Origin of the sequence: Streptomyces sp. NPDC088707, assembly GCF_044752725.1 — a bacterium.
In the GTDB taxonomy this organism is placed as follows: Bacteria; Actinomycetota; Actinomycetes; order Streptomycetales; family Streptomycetaceae; genus Streptomyces.
Genome location: NZ_JBIVLV010000003.1, coordinates 584385 through 602711 on the forward strand (window position 1 = coordinate 584385; position 18327 = coordinate 602711).

The 18327-nt window shown below is 72.0% G+C and carries 17 protein-coding genes; 4 read left to right on the forward strand and 13 right to left on the reverse strand.

The features are described from left to right. Position 1: 1 nt before the first annotated feature. The 5 genes from ACIP84_RS13485 to ACIP84_RS13505 form a co-directional block, all read right to left on the reverse strand. Entirely contained in the window at positions 2-1555 is a 1554-nt protein-coding gene (locus tag ACIP84_RS13485; RefSeq protein ID WP_355963266.1) for a M28 family metallopeptidase, read from the reverse strand. 115 nt (positions 1556-1670) lie between these two features. Beyond that, on the reverse strand, positions 1671-2321 hold the full coding sequence (locus tag ACIP84_RS13490; protein WP_401797916.1) for an HhH-GPD-type base excision DNA repair protein: 651 nt from the start codon (positions 2319-2321) through the stop codon (positions 1671-1673). A 57-nt stretch (positions 2322-2378) separates the two neighbouring features. Then, positions 2379-3341 carry a prolyl aminopeptidase gene (gene pip, locus ACIP84_RS13495; protein WP_355963269.1) on the reverse strand — a complete coding sequence of 321 codons (963 nt, stop codon included), beginning with the start codon at positions 3339-3341 and terminating at the stop codon, positions 2379-2381. Between the two features lie 10 nt (positions 3342-3351). Continuing rightward, complete coding sequence (locus tag ACIP84_RS13500; RefSeq protein ID WP_401797917.1) at positions 3352-3924, reverse strand: RBBP9/YdeN family alpha/beta hydrolase; 573 nt, start codon at positions 3922-3924, stop codon at positions 3352-3354. A gap of 420 nt (positions 3925-4344) precedes the next feature. Then, on the reverse strand, positions 4345-6615 hold the full coding sequence (locus ACIP84_RS13505; protein WP_401797918.1) for an ATP-binding cassette domain-containing protein: 2271 nt from the start codon (positions 6613-6615) through the stop codon (positions 4345-4347). A gap of 139 nt (positions 6616-6754) precedes the next feature. On the opposite strand from ACIP84_RS13505, the gene ACIP84_RS13510 reads away from it, so the two are divergent. Next, positions 6755-7534, forward strand: coding sequence for a TetR/AcrR family transcriptional regulator C-terminal domain-containing protein (locus ACIP84_RS13510; RefSeq protein ID WP_355963277.1), 780 nt, complete (start codon positions 6755-6757; stop codon positions 7532-7534). Positions 7535-7616: 82 nt separating this feature from the next. On the opposite strand, the gene ACIP84_RS13515 is transcribed toward ACIP84_RS13510, so the two are convergent. Continuing rightward, positions 7617-8252, reverse strand: coding sequence for a TetR/AcrR family transcriptional regulator (locus tag ACIP84_RS13515; protein ID WP_401797919.1), 636 nt, complete (start codon positions 8250-8252; stop codon positions 7617-7619). A 202-nt stretch (positions 8253-8454) separates the two neighbouring features. Between ACIP84_RS13515 and wrbA the strand changes: the two genes are divergently transcribed. Further along, entirely contained in the window at positions 8455-9063 is a 609-nt protein-coding gene (gene wrbA, locus ACIP84_RS13520) for an NAD(P)H:quinone oxidoreductase (RefSeq protein WP_355963283.1), read from the forward strand. Positions 9064-9273: 210 nt separating this feature from the next. Here wrbA and ACIP84_RS13525 read toward each other — a convergent pair whose 3' ends face one another. Both ACIP84_RS13525 and ACIP84_RS13530 read right to left on the reverse strand, forming a co-directional pair. After that, positions 9274-9561 (reverse strand): metal-sensitive transcriptional regulator, encoded by a 288-nt coding sequence (locus tag ACIP84_RS13525; protein ID WP_401797920.1) that lies wholly within the window; start codon positions 9559-9561, stop codon positions 9274-9276. A gap of 79 nt (positions 9562-9640) precedes the next feature. Further along, positions 9641-10402, reverse strand: a complete 762-nt coding sequence (locus tag ACIP84_RS13530) for a TetR/AcrR family transcriptional regulator (protein WP_401797921.1) — start codon at positions 10400-10402, stop codon at positions 9641-9643. A gap of 65 nt (positions 10403-10467) precedes the next feature. Between ACIP84_RS13530 and ACIP84_RS13535 the strand changes: the two genes are divergently transcribed. After that, a complete protein-coding gene (locus ACIP84_RS13535) occupies positions 10468-11925 on the forward strand; it encodes an MFS transporter (protein WP_401797922.1) in 1458 nt (485 codons plus the stop codon). 38 nt (positions 11926-11963) lie between these two features. On the opposite strand, the gene ACIP84_RS13540 is transcribed toward ACIP84_RS13535, so the two are convergent. Then, a complete protein-coding gene (locus tag ACIP84_RS13540) occupies positions 11964-14120 on the reverse strand; it encodes a TerD family protein (RefSeq protein WP_401797923.1) in 2157 nt (718 codons plus the stop codon). Positions 14121-14309: 189 nt separating this feature from the next. Further along, positions 14310-14726 carry a YciI family protein gene (locus ACIP84_RS13545; RefSeq protein ID WP_355963294.1) on the reverse strand — a complete coding sequence of 139 codons (417 nt, stop codon included), beginning with the start codon at positions 14724-14726 and terminating at the stop codon, positions 14310-14312. Positions 14727-14869: 143 nt separating this feature from the next. Here ACIP84_RS13545 and ACIP84_RS13550 point away from each other — a divergent pair, with 143 nt between their 5' ends. Next, positions 14870-15499 carry a MarC family protein gene (locus ACIP84_RS13550; RefSeq protein WP_401797924.1) on the forward strand — a complete coding sequence of 210 codons (630 nt, stop codon included), beginning with the start codon at positions 14870-14872 and terminating at the stop codon, positions 15497-15499. Positions 15500-15563: 64 nt separating this feature from the next. Here ACIP84_RS13550 and ACIP84_RS13555 read toward each other — a convergent pair whose 3' ends face one another. From ACIP84_RS13555 to ACIP84_RS13565, 3 genes are all read right to left on the reverse strand, one after another. Further along, positions 15564-16799 carry a winged helix DNA-binding domain-containing protein gene (locus ACIP84_RS13555; RefSeq protein ID WP_401797925.1) on the reverse strand — a complete coding sequence of 412 codons (1236 nt, stop codon included), beginning with the start codon at positions 16797-16799 and terminating at the stop codon, positions 15564-15566. A 16-nt stretch (positions 16800-16815) separates the two neighbouring features. Next, a complete protein-coding gene (locus tag ACIP84_RS13560; RefSeq protein WP_401797926.1) occupies positions 16816-16953 on the reverse strand; it encodes a hypothetical protein in 138 nt (45 codons plus the stop codon). A gap of 135 nt (positions 16954-17088) precedes the next feature. Next, complete coding sequence (locus tag ACIP84_RS13565; protein WP_401797927.1) at positions 17089-18147, reverse strand: aldo/keto reductase; 1059 nt, start codon at positions 18145-18147, stop codon at positions 17089-17091. Positions 18148-18327 lie beyond the last annotated feature (180 nt).

An 18327-nucleotide genomic window follows, 5' to 3' on the forward strand; every position in this document is an offset into this window, starting at 1 on the left:
CCTACTCGGTGACCTCGTGGTGGTCGTCGTGCAGGCCGCCGCCGCTGCCCGTGCCGCCGGTGGTCGGGGTGGAGACGACCGGCTTGCGCAGCGAGGAGATGTCGTGGGCGTAGGTGCCCACGGCGTTGGCGATGACCTTGATGTTGGCGTCGAAGGCCTTCATGTTGATGTTCTTCAGGTCGTCGCCCTTGGCGTGGTAGTTCACGTCGTACGCGACGCCCGCCGTGCCGCCGAACTTGGCGGCCTGGGCGGCGGTCTTGATGCCCTCGGCGCCGGTGAAGGTGCCGCCGGAGGGGATGCCGACCTTGATGAACGGGCCGTAGTCGGAGCGGCCGGAGAAGTCGGTGCCCTCGTGCGGGAGGCCGCGCGAGGTCATGAAGTCGGTGATGTCGCGCTCCAGCTGGGCGGAGCCCGCGGGGCCGGCGCCCTCGCCGACGTTGTCCGAGTTGTCGCCGTCGTAGACGAACAGGCCGTAGTTCGGCGAGGCGATCATGTCGAAGTTGAGGTAGAGCTTGATCTCGCTCTTGTCGAGCGCGGTCAGGTTTTTGACGTAGTGGTCGGAGCCGAGGAGGCCGTTCTCCTCCGCGGACCACCAGGCGAAGCGGACCTTGTTGCGGACCTTGTCCTTCGACTTGGCGAGCTCCAGGGCGGTCTGGAGCAGGCCGGCGGAGCCGGAGCCGTTGTCGTTGATGCCGGGGCCCGCGGTGACGGAGTCGAGGTGCGAGCCGAGCATCACGGTGTTGGCGGCGTTGCCGCCCCTGGTCTCCGCGATGACGTTGTTGGTGACGCGCTTCTCCTGGAGCTGGCGGATCTCGAAGGAGAGCTTGACGGCGCCCTTGGCGAGGTCGGCGGCGAGCTTCTCGCCCTCCGCCAGGCTGATGCCACCGGTCGGGATCTTGCCCGCGGCCGGCTCGCCGAGGGTGCCGGAGAGGATGCCCTCGGCGTTGTTGTAGATGATCGCGCCGGCGGCGCCGGCCGCGGCGGCCTGCTCCTGCTTGATGGCGAAGGAGCAGCCACCGCGCTTGATGAGCGCGACCTTGCCGGTGAAGGTGCCGGAGGCGTAGTCGGCGGGCTCGCAGCCGGTGGTGCCGTCGGCGTCGACGGGCACGGCGACCAGATCGGCCTTGATGCCGCCGACGGGGGTGGACTTGGTGTACGTCATGGCGCGGATGTCGAGGGCGCGCGGCGCGGGCGACTCGACGGAGACCTTCTCGGCGAGCGTCTGGGTGTAGATGAAGTCGAACTGCTCGTACGAGACGTCGTATCCGGCCTTCTTGAGCTGCTGGTACACGTACGCGGCCGAGGCGTCGTGCCCGAGCGTGCCGGCCGCGCGGTGACCGCCGGCCGAGTCGGCTATCGCCTGGAACTTCTGCAGGTGCTTGTAGGCGTCCTGGCCAGTGGTTTCGCGGACCAGCTTCTTCGCCAGCCTGGCGGCGTCGCGGGCGGGTGCGGCCGTGGGGTCCTTCACCGCGGTGGCGGGGGAGGCGAGCACCAGCGGGGTGGCGAGGGCGGCGGCGGCCAGAACGGCCGCGGCCCGGCGCTGGGTAGCGTTCACAGAAGTCCTTCCCGTTACGGACGAGGTTGAGGGGAAGTTAGCGATCGGCAGGGCATCCTGTGAACACCTTCTCCACAATTCCTGTCACATAGAGCAGGATTGAAATCTGGAATTCTCAATTCCCATCGCTTTTAGACTCCTTGGCGGCTTTCGCCGCTTTCGCCGCCGCCTTCATCTCCTGCTTGTGGGCCCGCACCTTCACCAGCGACTCCGGGCCCGTGATGTCGGCGGCCGAACGGTACGAACCCTGCTCGCCGTACGCGCCCGCCGCCTCCCGCCAGCCCGTCGGCCGCACCCCGTACTGCTTGCCGAGCAGGGCCAGGAAGATCTGCGCCTTCTGCTTGCCGAAGCCGGGCAGCGCCTGGAGCCGCCCGAGCAGCTCCTTCCCGGTCGCCGCGTCCGCCCAGACGGCCTCCGCGTCGCCCCCGTACTCCTCGACGAGGAACGCGCACAGTTGCTGTACGCGCTGGGCCATCGACCCGGGGTAGCGGTGCACGGCCGGCTTCTCGGAGAGCAGCGCGGCGAACTCCTCCGGGTCCCGGGCGGCGATCTCGTGCGCGTCGAGATCGTCCGCGCCGAGCCGCTGGGCGATGGTGTACGGCCCGGAGAAGGCCCACTCCATGGGCACCTGCTGGTCGAGCAGCATGCCGACGAGCGCGGCAAGCGGTGAGCGGCCGAGCAGCGCGTCGGCCTCCGCCTGCTGCGCGAGACGGATCTCGGGGTGCTTCGGGTGCGGGGCGGCGGGGCTCTTGGACACGGGACTCATGGTTCGATCATCCCGCCCGGCCGTGGTGATCGCCCGGTGGACTCACCCTCCCCGGGTTCAGGGCTTCGCCCGGGCGGGGGAGCCCCCCGTCGCGAAGCGGTCGAGGGCGGCGAGGATCAGCTCCCCCGTCTCCTTCCCGCCCAGGTGACCGGCGGTCTCGACCACGTGCAGCTCGGCGTCCGGCCAGGCCCGGGACAGCTCCCAGGCGGTGCCGAGCGGGCCGCCCATGTCGAGCCGGCCGTGGATCAGGACACCGGGGATGCCGGCCAGCCGGTGGGCGTCGCGGATCAGGGCGCCCTCCTCCAGCCAGGCGCCGTGCGCGAAGTAGTGCGCGCAGATCCGGACGAAGCCGAGCCGGGTGTCGTCGACCCGGTCGGTGTACGGGGTGCCCTGGCCCTCCATCGACAGGACCGCGTCCTCCCAGGCGCACCAGTCGGCGGCGGCCTTCTCCCGTACGGCCCGGTCGGGGTGGTCCATCAGGGCGGCGTAGGCGCCCACCAGGTCCTCCGCGTGGTCCGCCCCCGCCCGGAACCGTTCATGCGCCTCGGGGAAGAACCGCCCGACCCCCTCGTACAGCCAGGCCGTCTCGGAGCGCCGGGTGGTCGTCACCGCCGCGATCACGATCTCCGTGACCCGCTCCGGGTACGCCTCCGCGTACGCCAGGATCAGGGTGGAGCCCCAGGAGCCGCCGTACAGCAGCCAGCGGTCGATCCCCAGGTGCTCGCGCAGCCGCTCCATGTCGGCGACCAGGTGCGCGGTCGTGTTCGCCCCCATGTCGGCGGCCGGGTCGCTCGCGTGCGGGGTGGAGCGGCCGCAGCCCCGCTGGTCGAACAGGACCAGGCGGTACGCCTCCGGGTCGAAGAAGCGGCGGCTGCGGGGCGAGGAGCCGGAGCCCGGGCCGCCGTGGACGACGAGCGCGGCCCGGCCCTCCGGGTTGCCGGAGACCTCCCAGTGGACGCGGTTGCCGTCGCCCACGTCGAGCAGGCCCTGGTCGTACGGTGCGGTGCTGTCGGAGTACATCCGACCGACCCTAGTGACCCTTGATCCGCACCACCGGGTCTTCGCACCACTCCAGGAGCGAGGGCCAGTCCCCGTACCCGGAGGCGGGGTTGAGGTGCTCCCCACCCGGTACGTGATCCATGTCGAGGCCGAGCGGGCGGCCGTAGTGCAGGTCGGCGCCGCCGGGGCAGTACGGGTCGCCGTCGCCGTACACGAGACGCGCGTCGAGCCGGGCCTCCGTCAGGTCGAGCCCGTCGGCGAAGGCGGCGATCTCGGGGATCCCGGCGGTGACGAGGGGCGAGGGCGGGGCGACGAGCAGCACCCGGTCGGCGTCCGGCCGGCGGGCGCCGGCCCGCAGCCAGAGCAGCACGGCCAGGCTGTGCGCGAGCACCACGAACTCGCCCCGGGCGGGGCGCGCGCCGTGCTCCTCCAGCGCGGCGAGCCAGTCGCCGAGCACGGGCGCGTCGGGCTCGGGCAACTGCGGGTAGCGCACGTCGTGGCCGCGGTCCCGAAGCTGCTGCGCGAGCTGGTGCTGCCAGTGCTCGGGGGGCCGGCGGTTCTGGAAACCGTGCAGGATGAGGAAGGTCTTGGAGGGGTCGGTCATGGGGGAATGCTGCGGGTGGAACCGAGCCGGGGTCCACCCGATCCCAACACCTGGACGCACCTCCAACACCCCAGCCGGGCCAGCACCCCCGTCCTCGTCGCGCCCCCTTCGCTCCGCTGAGGCGGCACCCACCCGCCGGGGCGGTGCCCGTCCGCCACCCCCGTTGTGGGCATTCGTTCCGCTGGGGCGTGGGGGTCCCCCCGGACGGGGTCTGGGGGAGGGTGGGCACGACGGACGGTGCCCTTTGCCGGGCCTGGGCTTCCGCGCCTGAACCCGCACCCCAGGTGCGGCGCACAGCTGGTGGCGGGTCCAGGCACAGGGGGCGGGGGCGCCGCCAGAGCGCGCCGTCCCGCGTGCCCACCCGTCCCGCCCCGCGGGACGATTGCCCACACGGGGGGGCCCCAGGGCGGGGCCGTCGCGTCAGGCGCCCACGTACTCGCGGAGGTGCCGCGCCGTCAGCGTGTCCGACTTCGCCACCAGCTCCGCCGGCGTCCCCTCGAACACCACCCGCCCCCCGTCATGCCCCGCCCCCGGCCCCAGGTCGATCAGCCAGTCCGCGTGGGCCATCACCGCCTGGTGGTGCTCGATGACGACGACCGTGTTGCCGGCCTCGACGAGCCGGTCGAGGAGGGCGAGGAGCTTGTCGACGTCGGCCAGGTGGAGCCCGGTGGTGGGCTCGTCGAGGACGTAGACCGCCCCCTTCTCCGCCATGTGGATCGCCAGCTTCAGACGCTGCCGCTCACCGCCCGAGAGCGTGTTGAGCGGCTGCCCGAGCCGCAGGTAGCCGAGGCCGACGTCCTTGAGGCGGCCGAGGATCGTGCGGGCCTGGCTCTTGGCCGTGAAGAACTCGTACGCCTCCTCGATCGACAGCGACAGGACCTCGTGGATGTTCTTCCCGTTCAGCCGGTAGGTGAGGACCTCGGGCGTGAACCTCTTCCCCTCGCACTCCTCGCAGACCGACGCGACGCCCGCCGCGATGGCGAGGTCGGTGTAGACGAGCCCGAGGCCGTTGCAGCGCGGGCAGGCGCCCTCGGAGTTGGCGCTGAAGAGGGCCGGCTTGACGCCGTTGGCCTTGGCGAAGGCCGTGCGGATCGGGCCGAGGAGCCCGGTGTACGTCGCCGGGTTCGAGCGGCGCGAGCCCCGGATGGGGGACTGGTCGGCGACGACGACGCCCTCGCGGCCCGGCAGGTTGCCGTGGATGAGGGAGGACTTGCCGGAGCCCGCCACGCCCGTGACGACCGTCAGGACCCCGGCCGGGATCTCGACGCTCACGTCCTTGAGGTTGTGCTGTGTGGCGCCGGTGATGCTCAGCGCGCCGCTGGGGACCCGTACCTCCGCACGGAGCTTCGCCCGGTGCGCGAGGTGGTTGCCGGTGAGGGTGCCGGAGGTGCGCAGTCCGGGAACGTTTCCGCTGTAGCAGATCTCGCCGCCCGCGGTGCCGGCCCGCGGGCCCAGGTCGACGACGTGGTCGGCGATCTCGATGACCTCGGGCTTGTGCTCGACGACGAGGACGGTGTTGCCCTTGTCGCGCAGCCGCAGCAGCAGGTCGTTCATGCGTCGTACGTCGTGCGGGTGGAGCCCGGTGGTCGGCTCGTCGAAGACGTACGTGACGTCGGTGAGCGGGGAGCCGAGGTGGCGCACCATCTTCACGCGCTGCGCCTCGCCGCCGGAGAGCGTGCCGGAGGAGCGGTCGAGGGAGAGGTAGCCGAGGCCGATCTCGACGAGCGAGTCGAGGAGCTCGCGCAGACCGGCGAGGAGCGGGGCGACGGAGGGGTCCTCGATCCGGCGGACGAACGCGGCGAGGTCGCTGATCTGCATCGCCGAGCACTCGGCGATGTTGACCCCGTCGATACGGGAGGACAGCGCGGCCCGGGTGAGCCGGGCGCCCTCGCACTCGGGGCAGGTCCGGAAGCCGACGGCCCGGTCGACGAAGGCGCGGATGTGGGCCTGCATGGCCTCCCGGTCCTTGGCGAGGACGGTCCGCTGGAGCTTCACCACGAGGCCCTCGTAGGTGAAGTTGTTGGTGCCGACCTTCACCTTGCAGGACGGCTTGTGGAGGAAGTCCTCCCACTCCTGGTCGGTGAAGTCCGCGAGCTTCTTGTCGGGGTCGTAGAAACCGGAGTGGGCCATGACCTGCCACATCCAGGAGTCGACGGCGTAGCCCGGCACGGTGATGGCGCCCTCGTTGAGGGACTTGGTGCGGTCGACGAGTTCGTCGACGTCGATGTCGGAGATCTGGCCGGTGCCCTCGCAGCGCGGGCACATGCCCTCGGGCAGGTTGAAGCTGAAGGCGCCCGAGGTGCCGACGTGCGGGGTGCCGAGGCGGCTGAAGACGATCCGCAGCATCGTGTAGGCGTCGGTGGCGGTTCCCACGGTGGAGCGGGAGTTGGCGCCCATCCGCTCCTGGTCGACGACGATCGCGGCGCTCAGGTTGTGCAGTCCGTCGACGTCGGGGCGGGCGAGCGACGGCATGAAGGACTGCAGGAAGGCGCTGTAGGTCTCGTTGATCAGGCGCTGCGACTCGGCGGCGATGGTGCCGAAGACGAGGGAGGACTTCCCGGAGCCGGAGACTCCGGTGAAGACGGTGAGGCGGCGCTTGGGGAGGTCGACGTCGACGTTCCTGAGGTTGTTCTCCCTGGCCCCGCGGACCTGGATGACGTGGTGGCTGTCCGCTGCGACGGGGTGGTTCATGCGTGCGCCCTCCGGTGGTCGTCCTGTGTGCTGGGGAAGCGTACTCTATACAGCGTACAAAGTAAGCGGGAGCTATCCTGACCTGCGAGAACGCGAAAAGCGCGAGAACGCGAAGAACGCGATGAAGGACGGAAGCGACATGGCGGGAGCGAAGGGGAAGAGCAGCAGCGGCGCGGGCGACCCGGCGCGCACCCTGGAGCTCCTGTGGCGCGACGGCTCGGCCGCCCCGGCCGGGCGCCGCGGCCCGAGGCAGGGCCTCACCGTCGACGCGGTCGTCGACGCGGCCCTCGCCCTCGCGGACGCCGGCGGGCTGGACGCGCTGACCATGCGCGCGGTGGCCCAGCACCTCGGGGTGACCCCGATGACGCTCTACACGTACGTCCCCGGCAAGGCCGAGCTGCTCGACCTCATGCTGGACGCCGTCTTCCTGCGCATGGACCGACCGCCGTTCCGCCCGGAGGATTCCTGGCGGGACCGCGTCACGGCGGTCGCGGACGCGAACCGCGCGCTGCACCTGAGCCACCCGTGGCTGGTCGAACTGCGCATCGTGCGCGCCCCGCTGGGACCCGGCGTGATGACCAAGTACGAGTACGAACTCGGCGCTTTCGAGGGCCTGGGCCTCGACGACGTGGCCAGGGACTCGGCGCTGACGTACGTCCTCGGCTTCGTCCAGTCCGGCGCCCGGGCGGAGCTGGACGCGCGGGCCGTGGAGCGGGAGAGCGCCATGTCGGACGGGGAGTGGTGGGACGCCCACGAGCCGCTGCTGGCAAGGGCGTTGGACCAGTCCCGGTTTCCGCTGGCGAGCCGGGTGGGGGAGGCGGCGGCGATCGCGTACGACGGCCTGTACGACGCGGAACACGCGTACCGCTTCGGTCTGGAGCGGGTGCTGGACGGCCTGGCGGCGCTGGGCGGGATCTGACCGAGGCCACTGATCCGGGGCGGCCGGCCGCCCCCGGTCACCGGCTCAGGGCGCTCCGGGCCCCCGGCCACCGGTCCAGGGCTCAGGCCCGCAGCCGTAGCAGCTCCCGTACCCCCTCCTTGAGGCGGTCCGCCGACAGCTCCTGCTCGACCGCCAGATGGTGCATCACGTCCGGCGAGAACGGCGCGAGCAGCATGTGCGCGAGGAGCGTGCTGTCGGAGCCGGGCCGCAGCCGCCCGATGAGCAGGGCCACATGCGTGTGCATGACGCGGTACGCGCCGCTGTGATACCGGGCGCGGGGGGCGGCGGAGTGCGCGGCGAGCAGGATCTCGCGCTGCTCGCCGACCCGGTCGACGAGCGCGTCGAGGAAGGCGTCGAGCCGGGCGTCGGCCGGAGCGCCGGGACCGAGCGGCGGCGGGCCGCTCATGTACGCCTCCTGGAACTGGCGCTCGCGGTCGTCGAGGAGCGCCCACAGGAGCTGGGAGACATCGCCGAACCGGCGGTAGACCGTGCCGACGCCTATGCCGCTGGCGTGCGCGACCTGGTTCATGGTGACGGCCTCGGGGCCGTCCTCGCTCACGATCCGGGCGGCGGCGTCGAGGATCTTGCGCCGGTTCCGGGCGGCGTCGGCGCGCTCGGGTGCGGGGGTTCCGGCGGTGGGGAGGAGTCCGAGCAGGGGTGCCGCCGTGCCTCCGGCCCGCGGGATCTCGGTGCTCATCTGCCGACTCCTGTTCTTGGGTGCGCCGCCTGTGCGCCCTGTCGCGCGCTGTGGCGCGCTGTTTGTCTTCTCGCGCCCCGTCTCCCCGTTCCGGTAGCCCTCGATGTGAGCATACCCGTTCCCCTTGCAAAGTGGATAGCAATCCGTTTAGGCTCCTGTCATTGAAACGGAAACTGATCCGCTTCCGCCTGAGGAGATCGCCATGTCCGTGAAGGTCGCCGTCATCTACTACTCGGCCACGGGTGCCGTCCACCAGCTCGCCCAGGCCGTCGCCGAGGGCGCGGAGAAGTCCGGCGCCGAGGTGCGGCTGCGCCGGGTGCCCGAGCTCGCCCCGGCCGCCGCCATCGACTCGAACCCGGCCTGGCGCGCCCACGTGGACGCCACGGGTGACGTGGAGGTCGCCACGCTCGAGGACCTGGAGTGGGCGGACGCCTACGCGCTCGGCTCCCCGACCCGTTTCGGCAACGTGGCCGCGCAGCTGAAGCAGTACATCGACACCACGGGCGGCCTCTGGCAGCAGGGCGTCATGGCGGACAAGCCCGCGACCGCCTTCACCAGCGCCCACAACCTGCACGGCGGCAACGAGTCGACGCTGCTCGCGCTCTACAACACCTTCCACCACTGGGGCTCGGTCATCGTCTCCCCCGGCTTCACGGACCCGGCGGTCTACGCGGCCGGCGGCAACCCGTACGGCACCGCCCACCCGGGCGCGAACGGTGCCCCGGAGGAGAACGTCCTCCAGGCCGCCCGCTACCAGGGCCGCCGTCTGACGACGATCGCGAAGCGCCTCAAGGGCCTCGCGACCGACTGACCGCGCCTACGGCGGTCACGGCGGCTGCCACGGCCGCCGCCGCGAAGGCCGCCGTAGAAGACGTGCCCCCGGGGGAGATCCCCCGGGGGCACGTCGGCGTCTCGAAGAGCGAGGTCGGGCCAGCGCCAGGCGGGTCAGGCCAGCGCCAGGCGGTCCCTCCGGCGAGGGGCGGTCACGCCAGCGCCAGGCGGTCCCTCCAGCGAGGGGCGGTCACGCCAGCGACAGGAAGAGCTTCTCCAGCCGGGCGCGCATCGCGTCGCGGTCCTCGCCCTTGCGGCGGGCGTCCTCGACGTCGGTCAGGCACTGCTGGAGGCCGGTCGCGATGATCGCGAACCCGGCCCGGTCGAGAGCCCGGGAGGCGGCGGCCAGCTGGGTCACGACCTCCTCGCAGTCGCGGCCTTCCTCGATCATCCGGATCACGCCGGAGATCTGGCCCTGAGCCCGGCGGAGCCGGTTCAGTACCGACTTCAGCTCCGCACCAGCGAGATCCAGTTCCACAGCTACTCCTCATCGATACCCCAGGGGGTAATTTACTCCCCGTGCGGGGCTCCGTCGAAGACCAAGGATGACACCTGCGTCAGGATGCGGGCGTGGACGAGGGCGTGGGCGCGTACCGCCGGAGGAACATCTCGACACCGTCGACGACGAGGCGCTCGCCCAGTTCCTCGCCGAGCTCCGTCCCGTGCTGCTCGAACACCATCTGCGGAAAGACCAGCAGCGAGTAGAGCTGGAGGACGGCGACCTCCAGGTCGGGGATGTCGAGGAGCCCCCGGTCCGCGAGGGCGCGCAGGGCGTTTGTGACGGCCGGGTGGTGGCCGGCCGGGCCGTGCGCGCGCCAGGCGCGGCCCAGCTCGGGGAAGCGGTGCACCTCGGTGGCGACGAGGGTGCGCAGGGCGCGCCCCTCGGTGTCGGCGCGCAGGGCGCGGCCCCAGGCGCGACCGGCGTCGGTGAGGGCGGCCTTGAGGGCGTCGGGTCCGTCGGCCTCGACGAGCCGCGCGAGATCGGGCGCGTCGCTCCCACCGCCCTGACCGCCGTGTCCCCCCTGTCTGCCCTCCTCGCTCTGCTCACCCTGTTCACACCGCTCGCTTCGTCCGCTGCCGCCGAGCGGCTCGTCGAGGCCGCCCGCGACGACGGCGGTGAAGAGGGCTTCCTTGCTGCCGAAGTGGTTGTAGACGGTCACTTTGGAGACGCCGGCCTCGGCGGCGATGGCGTCCATGCCGACGCCGAAGCCCTCGCGGAGGAAGAGATCGCGGGCGGCCCGGACGATCGCCTGTCGCTTGCGGGCGGCGCGGGGGCCGGTGGGGGCGGGCTTGGCGGCCGGTGCGGGCTGGGCGTCCATGGCCTCACCCTACCCAAGGAAACTGTACTCTTGAGTTCAACTGTACTGTGCCGTACAGTTCAGTTATGCCCACCGACTCCGCCGTACCCTCCCCTGCCCACGCCCGGGCCCACGACCACCCGCGCCCCGACCCGCGCCGCTGGAAAGCCCTCGCGCTGATCTGCGCGGCCCAGTTCATGCTGGTGCTCGACGTGACCGTGGTGAACGTCGCGCTGCCCGCCCTCGCCACCGACCTCGACCTCGGGCGCACCGCCCTGACCTGGGTCGTCACCGCGTACACCCTCTGCTTCGGCGGGCTGATGCTCCTCGGCGGACGACTCTCCGACGCCCTCGGCGCCCGCCGGGTCCTCCTCATCGGCCTCGCCCTCTTCACCGCCGCGTCCCTGGGCTGCGGCCTCGCGCCGAACGCCGGCGTCCTGCTCGGCGGCCGGATCGCCCAGGGCGTCGGCGCCGCACTGCTCTCCCCGGCGGCACTCGCCCTGGTCACGACCGTGTTCCACGGCCCGGAGCGGCCGAGGGCGCTGGGCGTCTGGGCGGCCGTCGGCGGTACGGGATCGGCGGTGGGCGTCCTGCTCGGCGGCGCCCTCACCTCGGGCCCGGGCTGGCCGTGGATCTTCCACGTCAACGTCCCGGTGGGCCTCGCGGTCCTGGCGGCCCTGCCGAGGTTCGTCCCGGCGACGGCGAAGCCCGCGCGGCGCGGCGGCGGCCTGGACGTCCCCGGCGCCCTCCTGGTCACGACGGCGACCGGCGCCCTCGTCTACGGCCTGGTCACGGCGGGCGACTCCGGCTGGACGTCGACGGCGACGCTGCTGCCCCTCCTGGGCGCGCTCGTGCTCTACGGAGCCTTCGCGGCGACCGAGCGGAGGACCCGCGTCCCGCTGATGGACCTGCGGATGCTCACCCGGCGACCGGTCGTCGTGGGCTCACTCCTCATGCTGGTCGCGACGGCGCTCCTGATCTCGTTCTTCTTCCTGGGCTCGATGCACCTGCAGCACGTCCACCACCTCGACGCCCTCCGCACCGGGCTGCTGTTCCTCCCGGTGGCACTCACCACGGCGATCGGCGCCCACCTGGGCTCCCGCCTGGTGAGCACGGCCGGCCCGCGCGTCTGTGCCACGGGAGGACTGGCGGTCGCGGCCCTCGGCTGCCTCCCGCTGGTCCTCGCCGACCCCGCGTCCGGCCCGTGGACCACGCTCCTGCCGTCCCTCGCGACGGCGTCGCTCGGCCTCGGGGCGGTCTTCGTCACGGCGACGACGACGGCCCTCGGCCTGATCGCCCCGCACGAGGCGGGCCTCGCCTCCGGCATCGTGAACACCTTCCACGAACTGGGCGGCTCGATCGGCGTCGCGCTCGTCTCCACCCTCGCCCTGACCACCACGGCCACCCCGACCCCCACCCCGGCCGGCCTGACCGCCGCGTACACCCTCTGCACCCTCACGGCAGCGACCGCGGCCCTGGCATCCCCCCTGCTGATCCCGAGGGGCCGCCCGCACATGACGGGCGGCCCGCACGGTATCCACTGAGAGCGGGAACACCGTTGCGGCCGGTGGGCGGCGCGGGATCAGTGGACTCCGGACGTGTCGGCGCCGGACGTCACCCGTGGAGCACGTCCTTGCTCGAACTGACTGAGATGCGTGACGACCGAGCTGTAGAAGCGGTCGACGGCCTCGTCGATGCTGCGGATGAACCCCGACTCCGTGCTGCCCCGGCTGCTGCCCATGCCCTTGAAGAGGGACAGCCGGAAGCCGGTGATGGCCGCGCTGTCCTTGGGCAGCAGATCCCCAGGCTCGGGACGGAGCCGCTCCAGGGTGCCGCGTGGTCCGTTCCGCCCCTCCAACAGCGTCTCCACATGCAGGTCGGCGGGTGCTTCGTTCAGCACGCGCAGGAGCCGCTTCGCGACCGACAGGGGGTAGGCGCCGTCGGGTGCGGGGACGTCGATGGACGTGCGGATCTTGCCGGTCCGGAGATCCGCTGTGAGGGAGAGGATGCTCTGGGCGCCGTCGACCCGCAGCTCGGCGGAGAGCTTGCCTTCCTCGCAGAGCCGGTCGGCCAGCTCCGCGCGCCGGGACTTCGGGTCGGAGCCGCGCTTGGCCCTCTGCACCGGCAGGGTCTTCTGTCCGAGTTCGCCGCCCAGCCGGAGGCAGACCTGGCGGATCAGCCGTTCCCAGCTCTCCACGACCTCCACCGCACGGGGATCCCCCTGGCACAGGGTCTCGCCGTCGATCCCGTTTCGCACGGGAACCCATGACGGCCCCATGTTCTGGAAGCCGTGGCAGCCGGAGTTCTCGTGCTGGAGGTAGTGGAGCAGTTCCTGAAGGAGCCAGGCATGTGCGGCATTGCCGACGCCTTCGTGTCGAATGAGCATCTGTGCCTGGTGCGCCACCTCAGCCCAGGAGAGGTGCCAGAGAGAGACCTTGTGCTTGCGCCTGCCGTCCGTCTTGACCTCGACGAGCGGACTGCCCTCCAGGGCCACGTCGTTGGACAGGGTGATGACGGCCTCGTAACCGCGCCTCGCGGCGATGTCCATGTAGTTCTGGACCTGCTCCGACTTCAGTGGGTTGCCGTTGGTCTTTGTCTCCACGAGCGCGGTCCAGAGTTTCCCGGCCCTTTCCGTCCGGATGACCCCGTCCGGGCGCTTCGGGCTGTTGCCGTGGGGGATCGATACCTCGGTGAATGTCTGCATCCGGCCGGCGGGAGCCCCGAAACCAGCGGTAAGGCGGCGACCGAACTCAGGCACCTCCGCCATGACGGAGAGCAGGACCGATGTGGCGCGCACCTCCCGCTCACGATCGCTCTTGTAGGAGGGAACGGGGAAGAGCCGGGCCGGCTTCCACGAGTCGTTCTCCGCCAGGGTCTTCTTCGCGGCCTTCGGGAGAGTGACCTTTTTCTTGGCCGTGCGCGTGCCGCGGCGGCGGCTCGGCTGGGGCATGTCCGCCTGCGGGGCAGGGGCGGCGGCCGTCCCGCCCGGGGCCGGTGCCGTGCGATCCGTGGAGACGGTGGCCTGCGCCGGAAGCCGGGGAGCGCCGGTTGCCCGTACGCCGGTTTCGGCCAAGCCGAGGGACGTCTCTTCGGCATACCCGGCATCCCCTGCGGCCTTGGAGCGGCCGTCCACGACGGCTTGCTCCCCGCCCTGTATCTCCGCGCTGCCCGGCCCCTCGACTTCGTCGTCGTCACCTTCGTCGACCGCGATGCCGAAGTCGGTGGCGAGACCGGCGAGGCCGGTTTCGTATCCCTGGCCCACGGCACGGAACTTCCACTCGTCGTTCCGCCGGTACAGCTCGCCGAAGATGAAGGCCGTCTCGATCGTGGCGTCCGGGATCGAGAACCCGAGGAGCGCTTCGCCCGAGCGATCGGTGACGGTCATGCGCAGGTCGTCCAGATCCCCGAAGCAGGCACCGCCGTACTGACTGGCCGCCACGACGACGGTGGCGACGTCCGGGGGGATGGCCGTGAGGTCGAGGCTGATCCGGTCCTCGCTGCCGTTCTCCGTGGGGACCTTGCCCAGGAGCTGCACACTGCCGTCCTCGGCGGCGGGCTGGTTGTAGAAGTAGAAGTCCGAGTCGCTGCGGACCTTGCCGTCGCCGTCGACCAGCAGCACCGAGACATCCGCGTCGCCGTCGCCGGACGCGCTGCTCCAGCTCAGACCGACGACGACCGCCCCGGTGTCGTCGCTGAGTGCAGCCAGTCCGATGTTGGCTCCCTTGGCCATCTCGTGCATGCGTCCCCCCGGACCCTCGCGATGTGATGTGCGTCTCAGGGGGAACCGTAGCGTCCGTAACAGGAGGATGGGGAGGGAATGTGAAACCTGGACTAACGGTGTGAGTCGATGGCTGGAAAGGGCCGCTCGGCAAGCGGAAGACAGGCTTGCCGAGCGGCTCATCGGAGTGCTGACGGCCGGTTCACGCCGTCAGTCCTGGGTCGGGCCCGTCTCGTCGACCTGCCGGATGACGACCGCGTACTCCGGGGCGCCCGCCGGCTGCGGGCAGCGGGCGACCTGGGCGGCGATCTCCGTCACGCGCTCCAGGGAGGCGCAGTCGAGGAGCCAGTAGCCCGCGATGACCTCCTTGGTCTCCGCGTAGGGGCCGTCCGTGACGACCGGCCTGCCGTCGCCGTCCACCGTCACGAAGCGGGTCGTGGACGGGGCCGCGAGGCCCTGGGCGTCGAGCATCTCGCCCTTCGCCGCCAGCTCCTCGTTGATCGTGTTCATGTGCTCGAACATCGCCTTGAGGTCCGGCTTGGTCCAGGCGGGGCTGCTGTCGGTGGGCTTGCCCACCATGGCCTCGTAGTCGGCCTGACTGCCCTGCACCATCACCAGGTACTTCATGACGTCCTCCTCGCTCGTCGTTCTCGGCTTCCTGGGCGTACTGCCTCTCGCAGGACAGTCGGAGCGGAGGACCGGTTCTCGACACCGCGCGGGCATCAGCCGGAAAAGACGGATAAATCACCCGCCCGCATCATGATTCCGGTGTGAACGCCTTCAGCTACTCCGCCGCCTTCATCACCTTCTTCTCCGTCGTCGGCCCCCCGAAGGTCCTCCTCGCCTTCGCCGGCCTCGCCCAGGTCCACCCCGTGAGCCAGACGCGGACCATCGCCCTCATCTCCTCCGGCGCGGCCGTCCTCGTCGGCCTGGTCATGGGCATCACGGCCCCGTGGCTGCTGAACGTCTTCCACATCAGCACCGCGGCCCTCCAGCTCGCGGGCGGCGTCATCTTCTTCATCTACGCCGTCGGGCTCGTCCTCGGTCTCCACCTCGGCACCAACACCGCCCGCCAGGACGCCCCCGACCTGGTCAGCGGCGTGCGCGAGCTGCTCATGCCGTACGTGGTGAGCCCGCTCGCCATGACGGCCGTGCTCGTCGAGGCGGCCGCCCGAGACTCCTTCAGCTGGCGCTCGACCGTCGTGGGCGCGTACGTGTCCGTCATCGCGCTCGACCTGATCTGCGTGCTGCTGCTCGCCCGCGTCCTGCGCCGCACCCACCACGCCACGATCGAGCTCCTCGGCCGCCTGCTCGGCCTGCTGCTCGCGGCCGTCGGCGTGGACCTGATCCTGGACGGCCTCTCGGAACTCGGCGTCCCGGGCCTGAACCTGCGCACGTGAGTGAACGGAGCGGGATGGGCTCAGGCTCCAGGGCTACGGGGCGCAGGCTCCAGGAGTACGGGGCTCAGGCGCCCAACTCCCGCTCCAGCGGCGTGCGGAACCGGGGCGTCACCCGTACGTCCCCGACCCACCCCGCGAGCCGCTCCGCCTCCGCGCCGATCGCGCGCCCGGCCGCCGCGCCCGCGTCCGTCAGGAGCCGGTGGACGATCTCGCCGTCCGGGCGCTGGGCCCACCCGCCGACGATCCGGCCGTCCCACCACACCGTCGGCCCGATGTTCCCGCTGCGGTCGAACAGCGCCGCCCGGTGCCCCGGGTCCAGGTACCAGTCGCGCGCCTGCCAGCCCATCGCCGTCGGGTCGAGCGCGGGCAGCAGCGCCGCCCACGGTTCGGGCACCGCCGCCCGTTCCGTCACGGGGTCGAGGTCGTCCGGCAGGACGAAGCCGGTCCCCTCGTCGAGGGTCACCGGCAGCGCCCCGACGGCGGCGAGCGCCCCGCGCACGTCCGTCACCCTCCACCCCGTCCACCACTTCAGATCCGCCTCGGTGGCGGGCCCGCAGGCCCGGAGCCACCACCGGATCAGCTCGGCGCGCGCCGTGGCCGGATCGGGCGCGGAAGGCGGCCCGGACCTCGGATCCAGCGCGGAAGGCGGCCCGTACCCCGGACCGGCGGGACGGGCCCAGCGGAACTGGCTGGACGTCCAGGTGCCCTGGGGCCGGCCCCGTACGATCCGCCCCTCCATGCCGAGCACCCGCAGCACCCGGCTCCCGACGGACTGGACACCCTCCTGCCGCGTGCCCTTCCCGTACAGGTACGTCGATCTCAACGCCGGTACAGCACGGCCGAGTTCGGCCCCGGTCGCCTCGCCCCGCACGCCCAGTTCGGCGAGGACGAGCCGCTCGGTCTCCGCCAGCCACGCGGCGTCGAAGTCGCTGCCGGCCGCCAAGTGCTGCAGCAGAGAGGCGCGTTCCCGGACGGCCGCCGGGTCCGTCGTCGAGGCCTGGACGGCCGGGGCGAGCGCGGCGGGGAGGACGAAGACCGTGTGCCGCATGCCGTGCATCCGGACCAGCGACCGGTCCTCGTACAGCGCCCGCTCGACCTCCGCCACGGGCCCGGCCTTCCCGGCCAGCCGCGCCCCCACGGCGAGGAACACGCTCGCCGGGTCGGTCCCGTGCAGGGCGACGAGCGACCGCGCGACCTCCTCCGCCGACCCGGCCCGCGCGCTCCCGGCCAGCCGATGCCGCACCCCGAGCCGCACCCTGCGCTCGGCGGCGCCGATCGTTCTCGTCCTCGTCGCACCCATGCGGCCAAGCATGGCCTCACACACCGACCGGAACGAGGAAATCCGTCACGGTCTCCACGAACTCGTCCTCCTCGAAGAAGACGACATGACCGGCGCCGAGCTCCGCGTACGCGCTGCCGGCGATCGCCGCGTGCGGCGCCCGGCTGTTCTCCACCGGGGCCGGTGGCGTCCCGCGCGCAGCCCACCCCCGGCATCGGCGCCGTGATCAGCGGCAGCAGCGCCCGGACGTCGACCTCCCGGTCGAGCGCCAAGCGCCGCAGGGTGCCCGGGGTGGCGGCGGCGGGTGGCCCTACCCGGCCGCCCGCTCCTCCAACGGCCGCCGCCGCAGCGCGGGCTGGGTCAGGAAGGGCGGCTGCCAGGCGCCGTCCGCGCGGTAGAGGTTCGTGCCCGGCGGCACGATCGCGTCGATCCGGTCCAGGACCTCGTCCGTGAGGACGACGGGCGCGCCCTTCAGCAGCCCCTCCAGCTGCTCCATCGTCCGCGGCCCGATGATGACGGAGGTCACGGCCGGGTGCGAGGCGGCGAAGGCGAGGGCGAGCTCGGGCAGGGAGCAGCCGATCTCGTCGGCGAGGGCGATGAACTCCTCGACGGCGTCGAGCTTGGCGGCGTTGCCGGGGATCGCCGGGTCGAAGCGGTGCGGGGTGAGCGCGGCGCGCCCGCGGGTGAGGTCGATCGGCTGCCCCTTGCGGTACGTGCCGGTGAGGAAGCCGGAGGCGAGCGGAGACCAGGTCAGGACGCCCATCCCGTACCGCTGGGCGACGGGCAGGACGGAGGCCTCGACGCCCCGCGCGAGCAGCGAGTACGGCGGCTGCTCGGAGCGGAAGCGGCGCAGGCCGCGCCGTTCGGCGACGGCGTGGGCCTCGACGATCTCCTCGGCGGGGAAGGTGGAGCAGCCGAACGCCCGGATCTTGCCCTGGCCGACGAGGTCGCCGAGGACGTCGAGGGTCTCCTCGATGTCCGTGCGGTGGTCGGGCCGGTGGACCTGGTAGAGGTCGATCCAGTCGGTGCCGAGCCGCTTGAGGCTGTTCTCGACGGCCCGGGTGATCCAACGACGGGAGAGGCCGCCCCGGTTGGGGCCCTCGCCGCCGACGGGGAAGTACACCTTGGTGGCGAGGACGGTCGCGTCCCGCCGGCTGGAGTCGCGCAGTGCCTTGCCGACGATCTCCTCGGACTCGCCCGAGGAGTACATGTCGGCGGTGTCCACGAAGTTGATGCCCCGGTCGAGGGCGGCATGGATGACGCGTATGGAGTCGGCGTGGTCAGGATTGCCGACGGCTCCGAACATCATCGTGCCGAGGCAGTACGTACTTACTTCGAACCCGGTCCCGCCGAGTACCCGATAGCGCATGCGCGCACTCTAGGAATTCGAGTGCACTCCAAGGCAAGGGCCCGGGTGCGGCGTCCTGGAGGGCCGGGGCCGACGGACGGGGACAGTGGCCGATGGCGGCCGACCGGCGGGGGCTGCACCCGACCCGGCCCGAACGCCCCGGCCGCTCCGACCGCATCGACCCGACCTTCCCCCACCCTC